Below are 16,942 nucleotides of genomic sequence, written 5' to 3'. Positions count from 1 at the left end.
TGCGGGCGGCATGTGACGAACGCCACAGGTTTGCGGACGCCTCGGTGGGGGTCGCGCGGTTATCGCCGGGACTTGGCGGGAAGTGCTTGCTTTGGTCGCGGCCGCGGCGCAATGCCGGCCCACCCGAGGGGGAGTGTCCCAATGCAGAATCCCAAGCGCACCGGACGTACGGAACGTGAACGTGACGAACCGGAGCCTGTCGATAACACCGACCTGATCGACGCGGAGGACTCGCTCGACGCGTACGACACGTTCGAGATGTACCGGGTGATCTGCCCGGACTGTGCCCAGCCGATCGCGCTGCTCGCCGACGAGGACGAGCTGCCCGAGCACGCGCTGTGCCCGAGCAAGTGGAACCCGTTCGTCCTGACGGTGTGTGCCGGGACCGGGCGCTCGGCCTCGGACGCGAAGGCGGCGGACGAGTCGCTCGACGTCCAGGAGCAGGACACCGCGCTGCTGCTCACGCTCCCGCAGGGGCTCGACTGGCGCACCCAGCCGTTCTCGCACGTCGGCGGCCCGGGCTCGCGCCCGCTGCGCGTGCCGGGGATGCGCCGCGCCGCCTGACCCGAGCGCGCAGAGCCTCCGTACGGGCCGGACGCCACAGGGGGGCGTCCGGCCGATGACCGCTCAACTCCAGTACGTGCCGCCCACCATGGCCTCCAGGCTGTCTCGGTGCATGATCAGCGCGTCCGGGTCGGCGGGCGGTGCGACCTCGCCGAAGTGCAGCTGGCGGTAGGCGATCCGGAGCATGACCACCGCGTGCCGCAGTGCCGCGTACAGGGTGTGGAATTCCCTGTCGCGCGGGGTGTGGCCGGTGAGTTCGGCGTAGCGGCGCTCGATGTCGTCGCGGCGCAGGAAGCCGGAAAGGCCGGGCTGGCCGAAACTCACCGTCAGGTCCTGGAAGAAGCGGTGCAGATAGACGGTCCAGCCGAGGTCGAGTTCGCGGGGGCCGCAGGCGGCCATCTCCCAGTCGAGGACGGCCGCCGGTTCGAAGCCGTCGTAGATGATGTTTCCGATGCGGGCGTCGCCCCAGTTGAGGACCGAGGGGCCCTCGTCGTCGGGCCAGTGCGCGTCGAGCCAGTCGAAGGCCGCCTCTATGAGGGGCGAGCGCGGAACTTTGTCAACCACCCATTCGTAGTAGTCCCGTTGGGCGGCGACATGCCGACTCAGGGCCGACCCCTTCGGGAAGCGGTCCGGCAGCAGGAACTCGGCCTCCTGGGACGGGAATTGGTCGTGCAGCCGGGCGAGGACGCCGACGGTGGCGTCCTGGAGGCTGGCGCGTTCGGCGTCGGTGGCCGAGTGCAGCCAATTGCCCTCGTACGTATAGGGCATGACGTCCGGCGGTACGCGCCCGTCGGCCCGGTCCATCACGAAGAACGGGGCGCCGAGCGGGGCCGGGTCCTCTTCGAGCCAGCGGACGCGCGGCACGGGGATGTCGGTGTGCTCGGCGACGAGGCGCATGACGCGGTGCTGGCGGCCCATGTCGTACACGGGGAAGACGGTGTAGGCGGCCGGGTCGGCGGCGAGCCGCAGGGCGCAGGCGCGGACGGGAGCTTCGGGGTGCTCGATGTCGAAGAGGAGGGTCTCGCTCGACATGCCGTTGGAGGACGGGACCCGGATGTCGGTGACCCGGACGCCCGGCAGGCGGGCAGCGAGCCAGACGGTGAGCCGGCGGCCGATGTCCTCGGGGTCACGGGTGGAGGTGCGGGGGCGTGGCGCGGTGGCCATGGCGGTGCTCCCTTCACGAGCGGCTCTCAGGGGGCGACGGAGGTGTAGTCGGCGAAGCCGCTGGGGTCGTGGCGGCCGAAGCTGCCGTGCTCGAAGATCCCGTAGCCGGTCTGCCCGTCGAGGGTGAAGCGGGCGGCGTGGTCGGTGACGCCGTACGCGGCCATGGGGTGGGCGGACGGGTCGGACAGGTCGTAGACCTGCCGGTCGGTCCAGCCGCGGCCCTGCCAGGTGCCGTGCTGCCAGCCGTCGGCGGGCGGGTAGCCGGCACCGACCGCGAGGGGCGAGGAGGCGAGGACCTCGACGCCGAGTTCGAGGGGTTTGCGGGACTGGTCGGTCAGGTGGATGACGGCGCGTTCGGGGTGACGGGTGCCGGGACGGTAGGTGATGTCGGCCTGGGGCCAGCCGAGTTGGGCGTCGGGGTGGCCGTCGCGCACGAGCACGGCCTCGTTGAGGGTGCGGTAGCCGTCGGCGTCCTCCTGGGCGATGACCATGACGAACCGGTCGTCGAACCGGGCCGGCACCCAGAGCCAGTGGAAGCCCTCGGGCCGGTACTCGTCGCCGCGCCCGGCCTCCTCGCCGGGGATCGGCCGCACCCCCCAACTGCGGTCGCGCGTCCCGGTCCACTCCCCCGCCGTGACGGGTATCTCCTCGCCGCCGACGCGGATGAGCCCGGTGCAATGGCCCGCCTGCACGAACCGGCGCCCCTCCAGCGTGAGCCGGTCGCCCTTGCGCTGCACATGATGGGGTTCCCACAGTGCGGGGAAGTCCGCGTTCCAGACAATGTCGTACGAGAGTGAATTCGGGTCGTCCGGATCGGGAGCGCAGTGCAGCGTGAGGCGGCGCAACGGGGTGTCGACGGTGATCCGCAGCGGACCGACGCCGAGGTTCATACGGTCGTCCGTGAGCGCGTCGGAGGCCCGGACGGCGTGCAGTCGGTCGGCTACGCGCAGGGTGGCATAGGCATCGATCACCCCGGTGTTGGGGTAGACGCCGAGGCCCGCGATGAGCAGGGCGCGGCCCTGGTGGTCGAAGACGTGGAAGATGCAGCGGTCATAGGCGTTGCGGTCGCCCGTCGCGACGTGCTTCATCGAGAGCGGGGTCTGGTGGATGGGGTACTCGTCGAGGGGGATCGGGCGGTCCTGCGGCATCGGCAACCTCCGTATGAGCGGCGGAAGCTGACGGTACGTCAGCTCGGCTTGCCTCGCCATACCCCGAGCGGGGGTGGGGGGCCCTGGGGCTCCGCCCCAGACCCCGGCGGGTTTGCCCACCCACCCGCCCGTGCAGGGAGTTGAGAAGGTTGAGCCCCGGGGCTGCGCCCCGGACCCCCGGCGGGGACTCCGTCCCCTGCACCCCCGCTTCAGGGGCTCCGCCCCCGAACCCCCGTTCGCGCCTGAAGGGCGCTCGTCCTCAAACGCAGGACAGGCTGGGAATGCCTGCCAGCGCGGGGCGCGACCGGCGGCGCCGGGTGCCCTAAAGGGGCGCGGGGAACGGCGCGAGCACCACGCACGATCCGCGGCCGGGCAGGGGGTTAGGGGCGCAGGGCTGTGACACTTTGCGGCTCCGCCGCGTGGGCGCGGCCGGCCACCCGTGGCTCGCGTCGGCACCCGCGCCCCCTGGGGTCAGCGGGTTTCCGGGCCCGCGAGGTGGCGGGCGATGACCATGCGCTGGATCTGGTTGGTGCCCTCGACGATCTGCAGGACCTTCGCCTCGCGCATGAAGCGCTCGACCGGGAAGTCGGCCGTGTAGCCGTAGCCGCCCAGGACCTGGACCGCGTCCGTGGTCACCTTCATCGCCGCGTCCGTGCAGAACAGCTTGGCCATCGCGGCCTGGCGGGAGAAGGGGCGCCCCGCGTCGCGGAGCCGGGCGGCGGCCAGGTACAGCGCGCGGCCCGCCTCGATCTGGGTCGCCATGTCGGCCAGCATGAAGCGCAGGCCCTGGAAGTCGGCGATGGGCCGGCCGAACTGCTCGCGCCCGGTGGCGTACGCGAGGGCCTCGTCGAGGGCGGCCTGGGCGACGCCGATGGCGCAGGCCGCGATGCCGAGCCGCCCCGAGTCGAGCGCGGACAGCGCGATCGCGAAGCCCTGGCCCTCCTCGCCGAGGCGGCGCGCGTCGGGGACGCGTACGCCGTCGAAGTGGAGCTGGGCGGTGGGCGAGCCCTTCATGCCCATCTTCTTCTCGGGGGCGGCCGCGCTGAGCCCTTCGGCGTCGCCCGGGACGAGGAAGGCCGTGATGCCACGGGCTCCTTCGCCGCCGGTGCGGGCGAGGACGGTGTAGAAGTCGGCGATGCCGCCGTGGGTGATCCAGGCCTTGGTGCCGGTGATGACCCAGTCGGCGCCGTCCCGCACCGCCTTGGTGCGCAGCGAGGCCGCGTCCGATCCCGACGAGGGCTCCGAGAGGCAGTACGCGCCGAGCAGTCCGCCGCCGAGCATGGCGGGCAGGTGCTCGGCCTGCTGCTCCTTGGTGCCGTAGCCCGCGAGCGCGTGACAGGCGAGCGAGTGGACGCTCACGCCGAGGCCGACCGTGAGGCGGGCCGAGGCGAGCTCTTCGAGCACCTGGAGGTAGACCTCGTAGGGCTGGTCGCCGCCGCCGAACTCGGAGTCGTACGGGAGGCCGAGAAGACCGGATTCGGAGAGCAGGGTGAAGATCTCGCGCGGGAAGTGCCCGGCGTCCTCCTGCTCGGCGGCGCGAGGCGCGATCTCCCGCTGGACGATGTCGCGCACCAGCGCGACAAGGTCCCGGGCCTCCTCGGTGGGCAGCTGTCGTTCCACCGGCTGTGGGGCACGGTCGGGCATGGCGGCGCTCTCCTCCCTGTCGGGCGCTTCGGCGGACGCACGCGCAGGGTGTGGCGGCGCCGCCGGTGACTCTGCTCTACGGCCGATACCTTCCCTCCCGGGTCACGGAAGTAGCAGGCGGGCGGCCGTGGCGCTGTGAGTATGCCCGATCGGACGCGTCCCGTCACTGGCTCCAAGATCACGATTTACCCGCGCTCCAGGCCCGCTTCGCGCCGGGCGGCACGCTGGAATTGGGCGCTCCGGAATTGGTCCGAACCATTGACCGCACTGGTCTAGTCCTTCTAGCGTTCCCCTCAACGCCTTAGTGCGTTCATGTCAAAGAACACCTCACGGCAGTCGTGCACGGCCCCACTCTCCCCTCCCCACGAGGAGACCACGATGCTCGGACCCCGCCCCCCACTCCCCAAGTTCAAGGCGCTGATCGCCGCCGCGTGTACCGCCGCGCTCGGCGTCAGCCTGCTCGCCGGCGCGGGCAGCGCCACCGCCTCCCCCGAAAAGGCTCCCCCGGCACCGCAGGCGGCCGTCGCCGGATCCAAAGTCGTCGGGTACTTCACCGACTGGGGCGTCTACCAGCGCAACTACCACGTGAAGAACATCGAGACGTCCGGCTCGGCGGCCAAACTGACCCACATCAACTACGCGTTCGGCAACGTCACCGGCGGCAAGTGCGCCATCGGCGACGCGTACGCGGACTACCAGAAGACGTACGACGCCGCCTCCAGCGTGGACGGCACCGCCGACACCTGGGACCAGCCGGTCGCGGGCAGCTTCAATCAGCTGCGCGAGCTCAAGAAGAAGCACCCCGGGCTCAAGGTCCTCTGGTCGTTCGGCGGTTGGACCTGGTCGGGCGGGTTCGGCGAGGCCGCGAAGAACCCCGCCGCGTTCGCCGACTCCTGCTACAGCCTGGTCAAGGACCCGCGCTGGGCGGGCCTCTTCGACGGCATCGACATCGACTGGGAGTACCCCAACGCCTGCGGTCTGTCCTGCGACACCAGCGGGCGCGAGGCCTTCAAGAACGTTCTGGCAGCGCTGCGTTCGAAGTTCGGCGGCTCCAGTCTGGTGACCGCCGCGATCACCGCCGACGCCTCGGCGGGCGGCAAGATGGACGCCACCGACTACGCGGGCGCGGCCCAGTACGTCGACTGGTACAACCCGATGACGTACGACTTCTTCGGCGCCTGGGCAGCCCAGGGCCCGACCGCCCCGCACTCCCCGCTGACCTCCTACAGCGGGATCCCCACGCAGGGCTTCAACACGGATGCGGCCGTCCAGAAGCTGAAGGGCCTCGGCATCCCCGCCGGCAAGCTCCTGCTCGGCATCGGGTTCTACGGGCGCGGCTGGACGGGTGTGACGCAGAAGGAGCCGGGCGGCACCGCGACCGGGCCCGCGGCCGGAACGTACGAGCAGGGCATCGAGGACTACAAGGTGCTCAAGAACACCTGCCCCGCCAACGGGACGGTCGCGGGGACGGCGTACGCGTACTGCGGCAACAACTGGTGGAGCTACGACACCCCGGCCACCATCGCCGGGAAGATGGCCTACAAGAACAACCAGGGGCTCGGCGGCACCTTCTTCTGGGAGCTGAGCGGCGACACCGGCAACGGTGAGCTCATCAAGTCGATCCATTAGCAGGGGAGTTGGAGGGGCGGGTGGCGACTGGCCGCCCGCCCCTCCGGCGCGTCTAGGCCGGCTCCGGGGAGGGGCAGGACGGCTCGAACTCCTCGATGGTGTCCAGGGTGCGCCGCAGCATCCGCACCAGGAGTTCGCGCACGGTGTCGCGCGGCGGCTCCATGGTGGCCAGCCAGTCCAGCGTGACGCTCTCCACGCTGCCCAGCCAGCCGAGCAGCGCGAGCCGGGCGAGCACCGGTATGCCCCGGGTGCCGTAGGCGCCCTCGGCGATGGTGGCGATCAGCTCCTCGCGCACCGCGTCCCGGATGGCCTGCACCTGGGTGTCGAAGCCGACGCCGCCGGTGACGATCGTGCGGTACGCGGCCTGGTGGTGCTGGGCGTACAGGAGGTAGCCGTCGACGGTGCGGTGGACGCGTTCGGCGCGGGGCAGCTCGGTGTCGCTTCCGGCGCGGGACACGAGATCCGCGACGGAGTCCTCGACGATGGCCAGGTAGTAGCCCCGTTTGGACTTGAAGTAGTAGTAGATCAGGCCCTTGGCGACCCCGGCGTGCTTGGCGATGTCGTCCATCGACAGCGCGTCGTACGAGGTGTCGGCGAACAACTTCCGGCCCGTTGCGATGAGTTCGGAGCGGCGGACCTGGGATCTCTCGGTCGCGCCACCCTGTTGACTATTATTCAAATTCGGCCCTAGTCTCCAACTGCCACAGGATGCCCGCAGTATGGCAGACCTGCATTCGCACTCCCCCTGCACCACTGGACGACGTGTCGTACGGGAGGATCAAGTGAGCGCAGCCAAGCGGCCGTTGGCCGAAGGCAGAACCGCCTGGAAGAAGACCGCGGTCGTCGCCCTGCCGGCGGTCGTCGCCGTCGGGGTCATGGCCAATGTGATGGCCGAGGGCGCGCTGGCCGCGTCGTTCGCGGTCTCCGGGACCAGCTTCCAGGTGTCGTCGGGGAAGCTGTCCAGTTCGGGGCTCTCCTCGTACGTACAGACCGACAGGTCCGTCGACGGCAAGGGCCACCCGGTGGCGCTGCTCGGCATCGGCGACGCGAGGCTCAGCGACATCTGCCAGTCGGCCGAGGTCAGCACCCCCGTCGGCACCGTCGTGTTCAAGCTGACGGCGGGCGGCAACGCGGGCGAGGTCACGGCAAGCAATCTCGTCATCGACGGCGAGGACCTGGTCGGCGACGCCCAGTTCGGCACGGCCCAGATCGGCCGGGATGCCTCAACTCTGGACGCGGTCAAGGGAGTTCAGGGCGAGCCGGGCAAGTTCGGGCTGCAGGCCGGGAACATCGAGGTCAACGGCGTGAAGTCGCATGCCTGGTCGGCGACCGGCGGCAACTTCCGGCTGAAGGGGATGAAGGTCGATGTGAGCATCGGCGGCAAGAAGTGCTTCTGAGACGCCTGGGGCTGCTCAGGCTCCCCCGCGACGGCGCCGCGGCGCCCGCGCCGCCGGTCCGGGTGCAAGGTGGTCCGCGCGCTCCTCGGCCGGGCGACGACGTCGGTCCGCACGCCGGGTCCGGTCCCGGCGCGCGGACCGGCCAGGGTGCGGGGCCCCGTACCGGCGAACCGCGGCGTGCCTCCTGGGGCGAGCCGGAGGAGAGCCGGGTGCGGATCCCGGCCCTGGACGAGCGGCTGCCGCTGCCCGAGGCCCGGCGGGCCTTACGGAGCTGGCGGCGGACGCGACCGTTCTGGGCGGGGCTCCTCCTCGTCCTCGGCGGTCTCGAACTGCTCGTGGTGCCGCTGTCGCCGCTGACGATCCTGGTCAGCCTCGGGCTCGGCGGGATCGCCGCGATCGGCATCGGACTCGCCCTCGTCGCGGCCGGGCTCTTCCTCTGGTTCCTGCCGCACACCCGGCACTACGTGTCGATCAACGCCCTGATCCTGTCGGTGCTCTCCTTCGCGGCCACCAACCTCGGCGGGTTCCTGGTCGGGATGGCGCTCGGCATCGCGGGCAGCGCGATGGGGTTCGGCTGGACGCCGAAGGAGGAGGCGACGGGGCGGGTGCCGAACGTGCGCACCCAGCGCACGCTCGCCGCGGCCCTGCCGCTCGCCCTCCTCGCCACGCTCGGCGGGCAGCGCGTCGAGCAGGTGCCGCAGCCCGGCCCGGTCACCGCCCCCGCCGTGCCGCCGACCGTCACCACGACCCGGTTCGCCCCCAACGGCTTCCTGCTCGCCGGGGTGACGACCGTGCCCACCGCGCACGGCCCCCTCAAGGTGATGGTCCTGAAGATGAACTCGGCCTCGCTCACCGACTACCGCCTTGCCACCCGCGACGGCCACGACGAACTCGCCCTGGGAGCAAGCTCGTTGGACCTCAGCGGTCATGTGACGCTCTACCTCACCAAGTTCAGCGGCTGCCTCGAAGGGCTGCTCTGCATCACCTTCGACCCCGACACCCTGCCGGTGCCGCCGATCGTCCCGCCGTTCGTCTTCATGACCGACGTGACGGCCGAACAGGCCCTCGTCACCTCGGATTCCATCGTCGCGAACGGACTGACGCTGGGGGCATCGTGATCCAGATCCAGGCCGCGCTCTTCTGGGCGTACGGAACCGGGGCGACCTTCGCGGTCTCGGCGGCCCGCCAGCTCCAGTGGTGGCAGCGCTCGGTGCACGAGGAAGGGGTACGCACCCGCAGCCGCGCCGCCAACCCGTACCTGATGCTGACCGTGCTGTTCGCGGCCGTGCTCCTGGTGCCCACGGGGCTCTTCATGATGTGGCAGAACCCGTCGTGGGCGACCATGCAGGTGGCCGGCGACCGCCACGGGATCTGGGCCGGATTCGTGCTGTTCTACGCGGGCGGCACCGTCGTCGCGGCGCTGCTCGGCTTCCTCGTGGCGCAGTCGCTCGTGCTGGTGGGGGCGGGCTACTGGGCGTATCTGCAGAGCGTGGGCGCGCATTTCCTGCTGTTCGCGGTGCTGGTCCACGGCTGGGACGGGACGGGCTACCGGCGGCTGCTCACCACGAGCCGGGGCGCGCTGCGGGACTGGCCGAAGGACAGCGTGATCAACAATCTGCTGCACTTCCTGACGTCGGGGACGTTCCTCGCGCTGCTCGTCCTCGGGGCCGCCGTCATCGGCACGATGCTGATCACGGAGATCGGCTGGCTGATGGAGGGCTGGGAGCTGCCGGGGGCGGACGAGGACCGCAGAGTGCCGCGAGTGGTAGCGGTGGCCATCGCGGCAGCCGGGGTCTATGGGCTGCCGTTCGTGGGCGCGGTCGGTGCGAGCGTGCTGGTGCGCCTGGTGGGGTGGGCTCTGGGGCTCGCACTCTTCGCCGTGTTGGCGGGGGTGGTGCTGCTGGCCCGGAGGTCGCCCGTGCGGCTCCTTTACGGGCTGGTCGGCATCCCGAAGCGGCACTGGAGAGCCGACCTTGAGCTCACGTATGAGTGAGAGCGGATGGTTACAGCAGACCCGTCTGCGTGACCAGCATCGCGATGACCACCACGAGCGTCCAGCCCAGGACGTGCTCAAGGATCTTGGGGCCGGTGTCCTTGGGGCCGCCGGTGCGGGCGCGGAGCTCGGCCAGGGCGCGGGGGTCGTCGACGGTCGTGGCAGGCAGGGTCATGGCGACTCACTCGGTCGTGTGGTGGTGCACGGTCCCCCCGGTGACCGTTCCACGGTGCCATCGGAGCGGGCCCCCGGGGTAGAGACGTTCGTCACTGCCCCGGGGTGCCGGCGGTCCGCTCAGCGGATGCCGACGGCCGCGAGCGCCTTGGCCTGCCTGGCCGTCGGGTACGCGGGCCAGTAGAGGTAGCAGACGCCTCCTGTGCCGGAGACCACTTTCCCGCTCGCGTTGTACCGCTTGGTCCGCAGCCACACGTTCTCGAATTCCCGCCGCTTGTAGACGCGGCGCACGGCCGCGTCGTCGGGAGCCGCCGGATCGTGGGCGATCACGTCGCCGTCGGCGGTGAAGCCGGTCACCGTCATCAGGTGCCCCGCGGTGCCGTAGCCCGCGCCGGTCAGCTCGGCGGCCAGGAAGGACTGGGACGTTATGGCCGGGATGCCCGCGCGGACCAACGTCTCCACGTCGTTCAGCGACCCCAGCCGGGTCACGGCGGAGCTCATGTCCCGGTACGTGGCGGCGTACGCGGCGTTGAAGGGCCAGTTGCCGCAGCCCGCGTACTGGTAGTCGTAGGTCCGCCGGGCGGCCTGGCACACCTGCGGGTCGGCGTAGGACGGGTCGACCCAGGCGAGGTCCGCCGGGTTCGGCTTCCGCCCCCAGTGCTCGATGATCATCTGCGAGGAGGTGGGGCTGCACCAGGCCTCGCCGCCGTTGTCGTACTGCGGGTACTGGCCCTTGTGGATCTCCTGCGAGTAGCTCGGCACCTCCAGCTCGCCCGCGAAGCCGGGGGTCGATGCGTCGACCGTGAACCGGTCCGGGATGTCGGAGGCCATCGCGCCGAGCCGCCACACGGCCGGCGTGAGCCGGCTGCCCGGGAGGCGGAAGAGGGTGATCCGCAGCTGGTAGGAGGCGAGCCGCAGGCCGGTGGCGGGGGCGTCGATCGCAAAGGTGTCCGTCGAGATCGAGCTCTTGCCGTCGCTCTGGCCGTCGAGGGAGGTGCGCCGGATGTCCGCGTCGCCGTCCCCCGCCGTCCAGCGGCCCATGACGTACGCGGGCGTGGCGGACCCGTCCGTATAGGTGCCGAGCAGCTCGACCTGGAGCCAGGTGCCGGCCGGGGCGTCCGCGTTCCAGTGGGCGACGGCCTCGGTGGCGGGGACGCCGGAGCGGTGGACCGGGGAGGTCCAGCTCGCGTACTCCCAGGTGGCGGTCCTGTTGGTGTGCGGGTCGGTGTAGGAGGTGGTTCCGGCGGGCCGGTCGATGACGATGCCGGGGCGGCGGCCCCCTTCGACGCGCACGCCGTGCCCGGTGCCCGAGCACCACTGGGCGTGCGAGGTCCAGGCCTGATCGTCCACGAGCTGCTGGCCCTGCTTGAGTCGGGGCGCGCCGACGGACGCGGCCGCGGGTCCTGAGGAGGCGGTCACGACGGCACCGACCGCGGCGGCGACGGCCGCGGCGAGGACGGTTCTGCGCGGGGTTGGGCTGGTCACGGTGAGGACCCCCGGTCGGTCACGGATGGGGCGGCGAGTGCACGACAGCGGGCCAACTATCTCGGGTCCGAGGCCCTTCGGCCAGTGATTCGGCACGCGTCCCGCTCCCAATATTGGTCTCGACCACTGGCGTGACCTGGGCGGGAGCCGAGGCCCGGAGAACCGGCCGTGGCGGCAACGGCATCGGACACCGCACCCCGCGCACCGGGTACGGTCGGAACTCCCGCCCCGGGGGACACCAGTCGCCGACCCCCGGACCACCAGGCAGGACGCATGAACAGCACACCGCGCCCAGGCACCGCCGTGACCGAACTGGCCGCCCTGGTAAGGGAGTTGCCGCCGTCGTGCGGGCCGGTCCGGCTGGTCGGGGTGGACGGGCACGCGGGCTCCGGCAAGTCCACGTTCGCGGCCCGCCTCTCCGCGGCGCTGGGCGGGGCGCCGGTGCTGCACCTGGACGATCTGGCCACGCACGAGGAGTTCTTCGGCTGGACGGACCGGTTCTACCGCCAGGTGCTCGACCCGTTCGCGCGTGGCGAGGCCGCGAGGTACGACCCGTACGACTGGCACCTGCGGCGCTTCGGGGCCGCGCGGGCCCTGGAGCCCGCGCCCGTGGTGCTGATCGAGGGCGTCGGGGCCGGACGCCGGGCGCTGCGGCCCTCGCTCGCCCTGCTCGTGTGGATGGAGCTGGCCGCGGAGTCCTCCTGGGAGCGGGGCCGGCGCCGCGACGGAATCGGACTTTCCGCTTTCTGGGACGACTGGACGGCGGCGGAGATGCGCCATTTCGCCGAGGACCCGTCGAGACCCTTCGCCGACACCTTGGTACGCCAGGTGCAGGAGGGGTACGAGTGGCTCCCGGGGCCCGATTCGGCACCTCGCGCGGATCGTTTCCTCACCCACAGTGACGACCTCGCCCCGCCGGACTGAACAGTCGCAAAACAGCCCACCGAGTGCCTCAACTCCGCTTGACCCAGGGGCCATACAGGTCTTACGTTCTCAATGTGCGGCTTTCCGAAGCCGCCGCGGACGCGAAGCCCCCGGTTGTTCCCCCGTGATCGGGGGCTTCGTTCTGCCCCTCGCCCCTCAACCGGGCCGTCACGCAGGGCATTTCACTCACCCTGCGTCACCACCGATGCTCCCCCCGCGCCCCCTTCGGCAGCAGGCCTTCCCGCAGGTACGATGCACATCGGTGCGGTCAACTCCCGTCAATTCCGTTGTGTGAATGGGCGGTTCAGCACGGGGCACGGTGGTGGGGGACGTGATGGACTTCGGCACTACGGGCGCACACGCCCCGGCCGATCTCGCCTGGCTGCGCGGTGTGGATGCGTACACCATGGGCGCGTATCCGCAGGCCGAGGAGGAGTTCCGCACGGCGGTGCGGCTCGATCCCTCGATGGCGGACGGCTGGCTCGGGCTGCACGCGCTGCGCGTGGACACGACGACCGCGCTGCTTCGCATGTACCGGCATCGCGAACGCTTCGGCGAACAGCGGGCAGGACACCGAAGGACGCTCAACTCCTGGTACTGGCTGGGCTGGTGGGTCCAGCCGGTCCTGGAGAGCCCCCGTGACCTGCTGCTCGCCCACGCCTCGCACTGGCTCGACGGGCGCCACGTCCCCGAGCTGGACCGGGCGTTGGCCGGGCTGCCCCCCGTCGACACCGATCCACAGGTGCGCTTCCTGCACGCCTGCCGCGCCTACCTGGTCAAGGACTGGGAGCAACTGGTGCGCCACACCGAGCCGTTGGTCGACGATCCGCTGCTCGGCATCGAGGCGGGCCTGTTCGGCGGGATGGCCCGGGTCCGCCTGGAGATGTTCGGCCAGGCCGAGCCACTGCTCTCGGCCGCCCTGATGCGCTGTCGCAGCGAACAGCCCCAGCGCAAGGAACTGCGCTACTGGCTGGCCCGCGCCCACGAGGGCACCGGCCGCTCCGCCGCGGCCCTCCCGCTGTACCGGGCGGTGCACCGGGTCGACCCGGCGTTCATGGACACCTCGGCGCGGCTCACCGCGATCACCGAGAACGACGGGTTCGACGGCTCGGAGGACTCCCCCGACCTGGCCGCGGTCGCCCTGTCCGGCTTCGGCGACACCGTGGAGGCGGAGGCCGAGGCCGCCCTCGGCACGGATCAGCCCGAGGGCCGCGAGCTCCGGCTCGGCGGCGAGCCGCAGACGCCCCTGGCCGGTCCGCCGGAGGCCGCGCGCGACGGCGTACGGCACAAGCCAGGCATTCCGGCGCAGACCGGCCCTCCACCGTTCCCGTCCGGGCCCACCGACCCCGTGCTGCTGGCCGAAGCCCTCGCGGAGCTGGAGCGGATGGTGGGGCTCGAACCGGTCAAGCGTCAGGTCAAGGCGCTGTCCGCGCAGCTCAACATGGCGCGGCTCAGGGCCAGTCAGGGCCTGCCGGTCCAGCCGCCGAAACGTCACTTTGTCTTCTCCGGCCCCAGCGGCACCGGCAAGACCACCGTAGCGCGCATCCTGGGCCGGGTCTTCTACGCGCTCGGACTGCTCGGCGGCGACCATCTCGTAGAGGCCCAACGAGCGGACCTGGTCGGCGAGTTCCTCGGCCAGACCGCCGTCAAGGCCAACGAGCTGATCGACTCGGCGCTGGGCGGCGTGCTCTTCGTCGACGAGGCGTACTCGCTCTCCAACTCCGGCTACAGCAAGGGCGACGCGTACGGCGACGAGGCGCTCCAGGTGCTGCTCAAGCGCGCCGAGGACAACCGCGACCACCTGGTGGTGATCCTCGCCGGCTACCCCGAGGGCATGGACCGGCTGCTCGCCACCAATCCGGGACTGTCCTCCCGGTTCACCACCCGCGTCGACTTCCCCTCCTACCGCCCCCTCGAACTCACCTCGATCGGCGAGGTGCTCGCCGGTGAGAACGGGGACGCCTGGGACGAGGAGGCACTTGAGGAGCTGCGCTCGATCAGCGGGCACGTCGTCGACCAGGGCTGGATCGACGAGCTCGGCAACGGCCGATTCCTGCGGACCCTTTACGAGAAGAGCTGCGCCTACCGGGACCTGAGGCTGTCGATGTACCCGACGCTTCCGACCCGGGACGACCTGTCCACCCTGCGCCTGCCCGATCTGATGCAGGCGTACGGGGAGGTCCTGTCGGGTCGCGGCCCCGCTCGCCGCGACCCGCAGGATCCCCTCTAGCTATCCGGCCAGCGCCTGCTGGGCCTGTTCGCCGCGGGGCTCGGCCAGGCGGGCCAGCGGGGTGGGCTCCTCGCGGTGGGCGGGGTCGCGGACCTCGCCGACCAGCTTTTCGAGGACGTCCTCCATGGCGACCAGGCCGAGCACCCGGCCGGAGCCGTCGGCCACCTGGGCGAGGTGGGTCGCCGCGCGGCGCATCACGGTGAGGGCGTCGTCCAGGGGCAGTTCGGCCCGCAGGGTGGCGAGCGGCCGCCACAGCTGCTGCGGCACCGCGCGCTCCCGGTCCTCCACGTCGAGCACGTCCTTGACGTGCAGGAAGCCCATGAAGGCGCCGCCCTCCGCGCACACCGGGAAGCGGGAGAATCCGGTGCGTACCGTCAGCTCCTCCAGCTCCCTCGGGGTCACCGAGCAGCCGACCGTGACCAGGGACGCCCGGTCGAGCAGGACGTCCGTCACCGGGCGGCTGCCCAGCTCCAGGGCGTCCTCCAGGCGTTCCTGCGCCTCGGGTGCCAGGAGCCCGGCCTGGCCGGAGTCCTCGACGAGGCGGCCGAGCTGGACGCTGGTGAAGACGGCCTCCACCTCGTCCTTCGGCTCGACCCGGAACAGCTTCAGGATGAGCCGCGCGCAGGCGCCGAGCGCAATCGTCACCGGCTTGCAGACCCGGGCGAAGGCGACCAGGCCCGGGCTGAACCAGAGCGCGGTCTTCTCCGGCGCCGCCATCGCCAGGTTCTTGGGGACCATCTCGCCGATGACGAGGTGCAGCGAGACCACCACGGCGAGCGCGATGACATAGCCGAGCGGGTGGACGAGGCCCTCGGGGATCCGGGCCGCCTGGAAGACGGGCTCCAGGAGCCGCGCCACGGTCGGCTCGGCCACCGCGCCGAGCGTCAACGAGCAGACGGTGATGCCGAATTGGGCGGCGGCCATCATCTGCGGCAGGTTCTCCAGGCCGTGCAGCACCTGGCGGGCCCGCGCGGAGGCCGCGGCCAGCGGTTCGATCTGGCTGCGGCGTACGGAGACGAGCGCGAACTCGGCGCCGACGAAGAAGCCGTTGGCGAGCACGAGCAGCAGCGCGAAGAGAAGCTGGAGCAGACTCATCGGGCCGCCTCCAGGGCCGGCGCGTCGGCCGACCGCACGAAGCGGACCCGCTCGGCGCGGTACCGCTCGACCTGGCGGACCTGGATCCGCCAGCCGGGCACCTCGACCCGGTCGCCGGGAACCGGGATCCGGCCGAGCAGATCGGCGACCAGTCCCGCGACGGTCTCGTACGGGCCCTCGGGGGCTTCGAGGCCTATCCGGCCGAGCGAGAGGACGCGGCAGCTGCCGTCGGCCTCCCAGGCGGGCCGGCCGTCCTCGCCCGCCACCACGGCGAGTTCGGGCCGGGCGGCGTCCGCGCCGTCGTGCTCGTCGCGGACCTCGCCGACGAGCTCCTCGATGATGTCCTCAAGGGTGACCACGCCGGCCGTGCCCCCGTACTCGTCGACGACGACGGCTATCGGCTGTTCGCTGCGCAGCCGCTCCAGGAGCTGCTGCACGGGCAGCGTCTCCGGGACGAGCAGCGGCGGCACGGCGATCAGGCCGACCGCGGTGCGCAGCCGCTCGGGCGGCCGGACGGCGAGCGCGTCCTTGAGGTGGACCATGCCGACGACCTCGTCGATCCGCTCCCGGTAGACCGGGAAGCGGGACAGGCCCGTGGCGCGGGTGAGGTTGAGGACGTCGGCGGCGGTGGCCGTGGTCTGCAGGGCGCTGACCTTGACGCGCGGGGTCATCACGTTCTCGGCCGTGAGGTGGCCGAGCGAGAGGGTCCGCACGAAGAGGTCGGCGGTGTCCTGTTCCAGGGCTCCGGCCCGCGCCGAGTGCCTGACCAGGGAGACCAGTTCGCCGGGCGTGCGGGCGGAGGCCAGCTCGTCGGCGGGCTCCACGCCGAGCGCCCGCACCAGGCGGTTGGCGACCGTGTTGAGCAGGGCGATGACCGGGCGGAAGAGCCGCGAGAAGCGGTCCTGCGGTCCGGCCACGAAGCGGGCCACCTGGAGCGGCTTGGAGACCGCCCAGTTCTTCGGGACGAGCTCGCCGATCACCATTTGCACGGCGGCGGCGAGCAGCATGCCGAGGACGACACTGATGCCGGAGACGGCGCCCGCCGGAAGCCCGGTGGCACCGATCGGCCCGTCGAGCAGGTCGGCGAGCGCGGGCTCGGCCAGCATGCCCACGACGAGCGAGGTGATGGTGATGCCGAGCTGGGTGCCGGAGAGCTGGAAGGACAGCTCGCGCAGGGCGCGCACCACGGCGTTGGCCCTGCGGTCGCCGTCGGCGGCGGCGCGCTCGGCGTCCGGCCGGTCGACGGTGACCAGGCCGAACTCGGCCGCCACGAAGAAGCCGTTGGCGAGGATCAGAAGGAATGCCGCGAAGAGCAGCACAAACGTGATGGTCATGCCGCCGCCTCCTGGGAGGGGGCGGCGCAGGTACTACCGGACGATCCGTCCATTGCTGGAGGGAGTCACTCCTCGGGTCGCTGGTGCCCCGCGGCCGATGACGCTGGCCCGTGTGCGGGGCGGGGCGCACTCGGCGCCGCCGACATCAGGGTAATCAAGAT

The 16,942-nt window shown here is 71.6% G+C and carries 15 protein-coding genes; 7 read left to right on the top strand and 8 right to left on the bottom strand.

The window, feature by feature from the left end; all coding sequences use genetic code 11:
• The first annotated feature begins 141 nt into the window (after positions 1 to 141).
• Complete coding sequence (locus OHA17_RS32825; RefSeq protein ID WP_053724458.1) at positions 142 to 564, top strand: hypothetical protein; 423 nt, start codon at positions 142 to 144, stop codon at positions 562 to 564.
• 63 nt (positions 565 to 627) lie between these two features.
• Here OHA17_RS32825 and OHA17_RS32820 read toward each other — a convergent pair whose 3' ends face one another.
• The 3 genes from OHA17_RS32820 to OHA17_RS32810 all read right to left on the bottom strand — a co-directional run bounded on the left by OHA17_RS32820 (position 628) and on the right by OHA17_RS32810 (position 4,520).
• On the bottom strand, positions 628 to 1,728 hold the full coding sequence (locus tag OHA17_RS32820) for a phosphotransferase family protein (protein ID WP_406509498.1): 1,101 nt from the start codon (positions 1,726 to 1,728) through the stop codon (positions 628 to 630).
• 26 nt (positions 1,729 to 1,754) lie between these two features.
• On the bottom strand, positions 1,755 to 2,876 hold the full coding sequence (locus OHA17_RS32815; protein ID WP_406509497.1) for a hypothetical protein: 1,122 nt from the start codon (positions 2,874 to 2,876) through the stop codon (positions 1,755 to 1,757).
• Between the two features lie 471 nt (positions 2,877 to 3,347).
• A complete protein-coding gene (locus OHA17_RS32810; RefSeq protein ID WP_406509496.1) occupies positions 3,348 to 4,520 on the bottom strand; it encodes an acyl-CoA dehydrogenase family protein in 1,173 nt (390 codons plus the stop codon).
• 378 nt (positions 4,521 to 4,898) lie between these two features.
• Between OHA17_RS32810 and OHA17_RS32805 the strand changes: the two genes are divergently transcribed.
• Complete coding sequence (locus OHA17_RS32805) at positions 4,899 to 6,149, top strand: glycoside hydrolase family 18 protein (RefSeq protein WP_406509495.1); 1,251 nt, start codon at positions 4,899 to 4,901, stop codon at positions 6,147 to 6,149.
• Positions 6,150 to 6,201: 52 nt separating this feature from the next.
• Here OHA17_RS32805 and OHA17_RS32800 read toward each other — a convergent pair whose 3' ends face one another.
• Positions 6,202 to 6,828 (bottom strand): TetR/AcrR family transcriptional regulator, encoded by a 627-nt coding sequence (locus tag OHA17_RS32800; RefSeq protein WP_398881342.1) that lies wholly within the window; start codon positions 6,826 to 6,828, stop codon positions 6,202 to 6,204.
• A 103-nt stretch (positions 6,829 to 6,931) separates the two neighbouring features.
• Between OHA17_RS32800 and OHA17_RS32795 the strand changes: the two genes are divergently transcribed.
• The 3 genes from OHA17_RS32795 (at position 6,932) to OHA17_RS32785 (ending at position 9,539) form a co-directional block, all read left to right on the top strand.
• Positions 6,932 to 7,546: a DUF6230 family protein gene (locus OHA17_RS32795; RefSeq protein ID WP_406509494.1), complete on the top strand. Its 615-nt coding sequence runs from the start codon at positions 6,932 to 6,934 to the stop codon at positions 7,544 to 7,546.
• A 209-nt stretch (positions 7,547 to 7,755) separates the two neighbouring features.
• Positions 7,756 to 8,664, top strand: coding sequence for a DUF6114 domain-containing protein (locus tag OHA17_RS32790; RefSeq protein WP_406509493.1), 909 nt, complete (start codon positions 7,756 to 7,758; stop codon positions 8,662 to 8,664).
• Positions 8,661 to 9,539 (top strand): hypothetical protein, encoded by an 879-nt coding sequence (locus tag OHA17_RS32785; RefSeq protein ID WP_406509492.1) that lies wholly within the window; start codon positions 8,661 to 8,663, stop codon positions 9,537 to 9,539. Before OHA17_RS32790 ends, OHA17_RS32785 begins: the two co-directional genes overlap by 4 nt.
• A gap of 10 nt (positions 9,540 to 9,549) precedes the next feature.
• On the opposite strand, the gene OHA17_RS32780 is transcribed toward OHA17_RS32785, so the two are convergent.
• Both OHA17_RS32780 and OHA17_RS32775 read right to left on the bottom strand, forming a co-directional pair.
• Positions 9,550 to 9,714 (bottom strand): SCO1431 family membrane protein, encoded by a 165-nt coding sequence (locus OHA17_RS32780; protein WP_107090466.1) that lies wholly within the window; start codon positions 9,712 to 9,714, stop codon positions 9,550 to 9,552.
• A gap of 119 nt (positions 9,715 to 9,833) precedes the next feature.
• Positions 9,834 to 11,198: a peptidase C39 family protein gene (locus OHA17_RS32775; RefSeq protein ID WP_406509491.1), complete on the bottom strand. Its 1,365-nt coding sequence runs from the start codon at positions 11,196 to 11,198 to the stop codon at positions 9,834 to 9,836.
• A 273-nt stretch (positions 11,199 to 11,471) separates the two neighbouring features.
• On the opposite strand from OHA17_RS32775, the gene OHA17_RS32770 reads away from it, so the two are divergent.
• Both OHA17_RS32770 and OHA17_RS32765 read left to right on the top strand, forming a co-directional pair.
• Entirely contained in the window at positions 11,472 to 12,122 is a 651-nt protein-coding gene (locus tag OHA17_RS32770; RefSeq protein WP_406509490.1) for a uridine kinase, read from the top strand.
• 334 nt (positions 12,123 to 12,456) lie between these two features.
• Positions 12,457 to 14,352 carry an AAA family ATPase gene (locus OHA17_RS32765; protein ID WP_406510873.1) on the top strand — a complete coding sequence of 632 codons (1,896 nt, stop codon included), beginning with the start codon at positions 12,457 to 12,459 and terminating at the stop codon, positions 14,350 to 14,352.
• Here OHA17_RS32765 and OHA17_RS32760 read toward each other — a convergent pair whose 3' ends face one another.
• Together OHA17_RS32760 and OHA17_RS32755 are read right to left on the bottom strand one after the other, a co-directional pair.
• Entirely contained in the window at positions 14,353 to 15,447 is a 1,095-nt protein-coding gene (locus OHA17_RS32760; protein ID WP_406509489.1) for a hemolysin family protein, read from the bottom strand.
• Positions 15,444 to 16,781: a hemolysin family protein gene (locus OHA17_RS32755; protein WP_406509488.1), complete on the bottom strand. Its 1,338-nt coding sequence runs from the start codon at positions 16,779 to 16,781 to the stop codon at positions 15,444 to 15,446. Before OHA17_RS32755 ends, OHA17_RS32760 begins: the two co-directional genes overlap by 4 nt.
• Between the last annotated feature and the right edge of the window lie 161 nt (positions 16,782 to 16,942).

This window comes from Streptomyces sp. NBC_00212, from assembly GCF_045206365.1.
Taxonomy (GTDB): Bacteria; Actinomycetota; Actinomycetes; order Streptomycetales; family Streptomycetaceae; genus Streptomyces.
The sequence above is the reverse complement of the archived record's forward strand: the minus strand, read 5'-3'. Positions and strand labels throughout refer to the sequence as shown.

Excerpts from the sequence above, each read along its gene's own strand:
- OHA17_RS32825 (WP_053724458.1), top strand. The coding sequence starts at position 142 with ATGCAGAATCCCAAGCGCACCGGACGTACGGAACGTGAACGTGACGAA.
- OHA17_RS32820 (WP_406509498.1), bottom strand. The coding sequence starts at position 1,728 with ATGGCCACCGCGCCACGCCCCCGCACCTCCACCCGTGACCCCGAGGAC.
- OHA17_RS32815 (WP_406509497.1), bottom strand. The coding sequence starts at position 2,876 with ATGCCGCAGGACCGCCCGATCCCCCTCGACGAGTACCCCATCCACCAG.
- OHA17_RS32810 (WP_406509496.1), bottom strand. The coding sequence starts at position 4,520 with ATGCCCGACCGTGCCCCACAGCCGGTGGAACGACAGCTGCCCACCGAG.
- OHA17_RS32805 (WP_406509495.1), top strand. The coding sequence starts at position 4,899 with ATGCTCGGACCCCGCCCCCCACTCCCCAAGTTCAAGGCGCTGATCGCC.
- OHA17_RS32780 (WP_107090466.1), bottom strand. The coding sequence starts at position 9,714 with ATGACCCTGCCTGCCACGACCGTCGACGACCCCCGCGCCCTGGCCGAG.
- OHA17_RS32770 (WP_406509490.1), top strand. The coding sequence starts at position 11,472 with ATGAACAGCACACCGCGCCCAGGCACCGCCGTGACCGAACTGGCCGCC.
- OHA17_RS32765 (WP_406510873.1), top strand. The coding sequence starts at position 12,457 with ATGGACTTCGGCACTACGGGCGCACACGCCCCGGCCGATCTCGCCTGG.
- OHA17_RS32760 (WP_406509489.1), bottom strand. The coding sequence starts at position 15,447 with ATGAGTCTGCTCCAGCTTCTCTTCGCGCTGCTGCTCGTGCTCGCCAAC.
- OHA17_RS32755 (WP_406509488.1), bottom strand. The coding sequence starts at position 16,781 with ATGACCATCACGTTTGTGCTGCTCTTCGCGGCATTCCTTCTGATCCTC.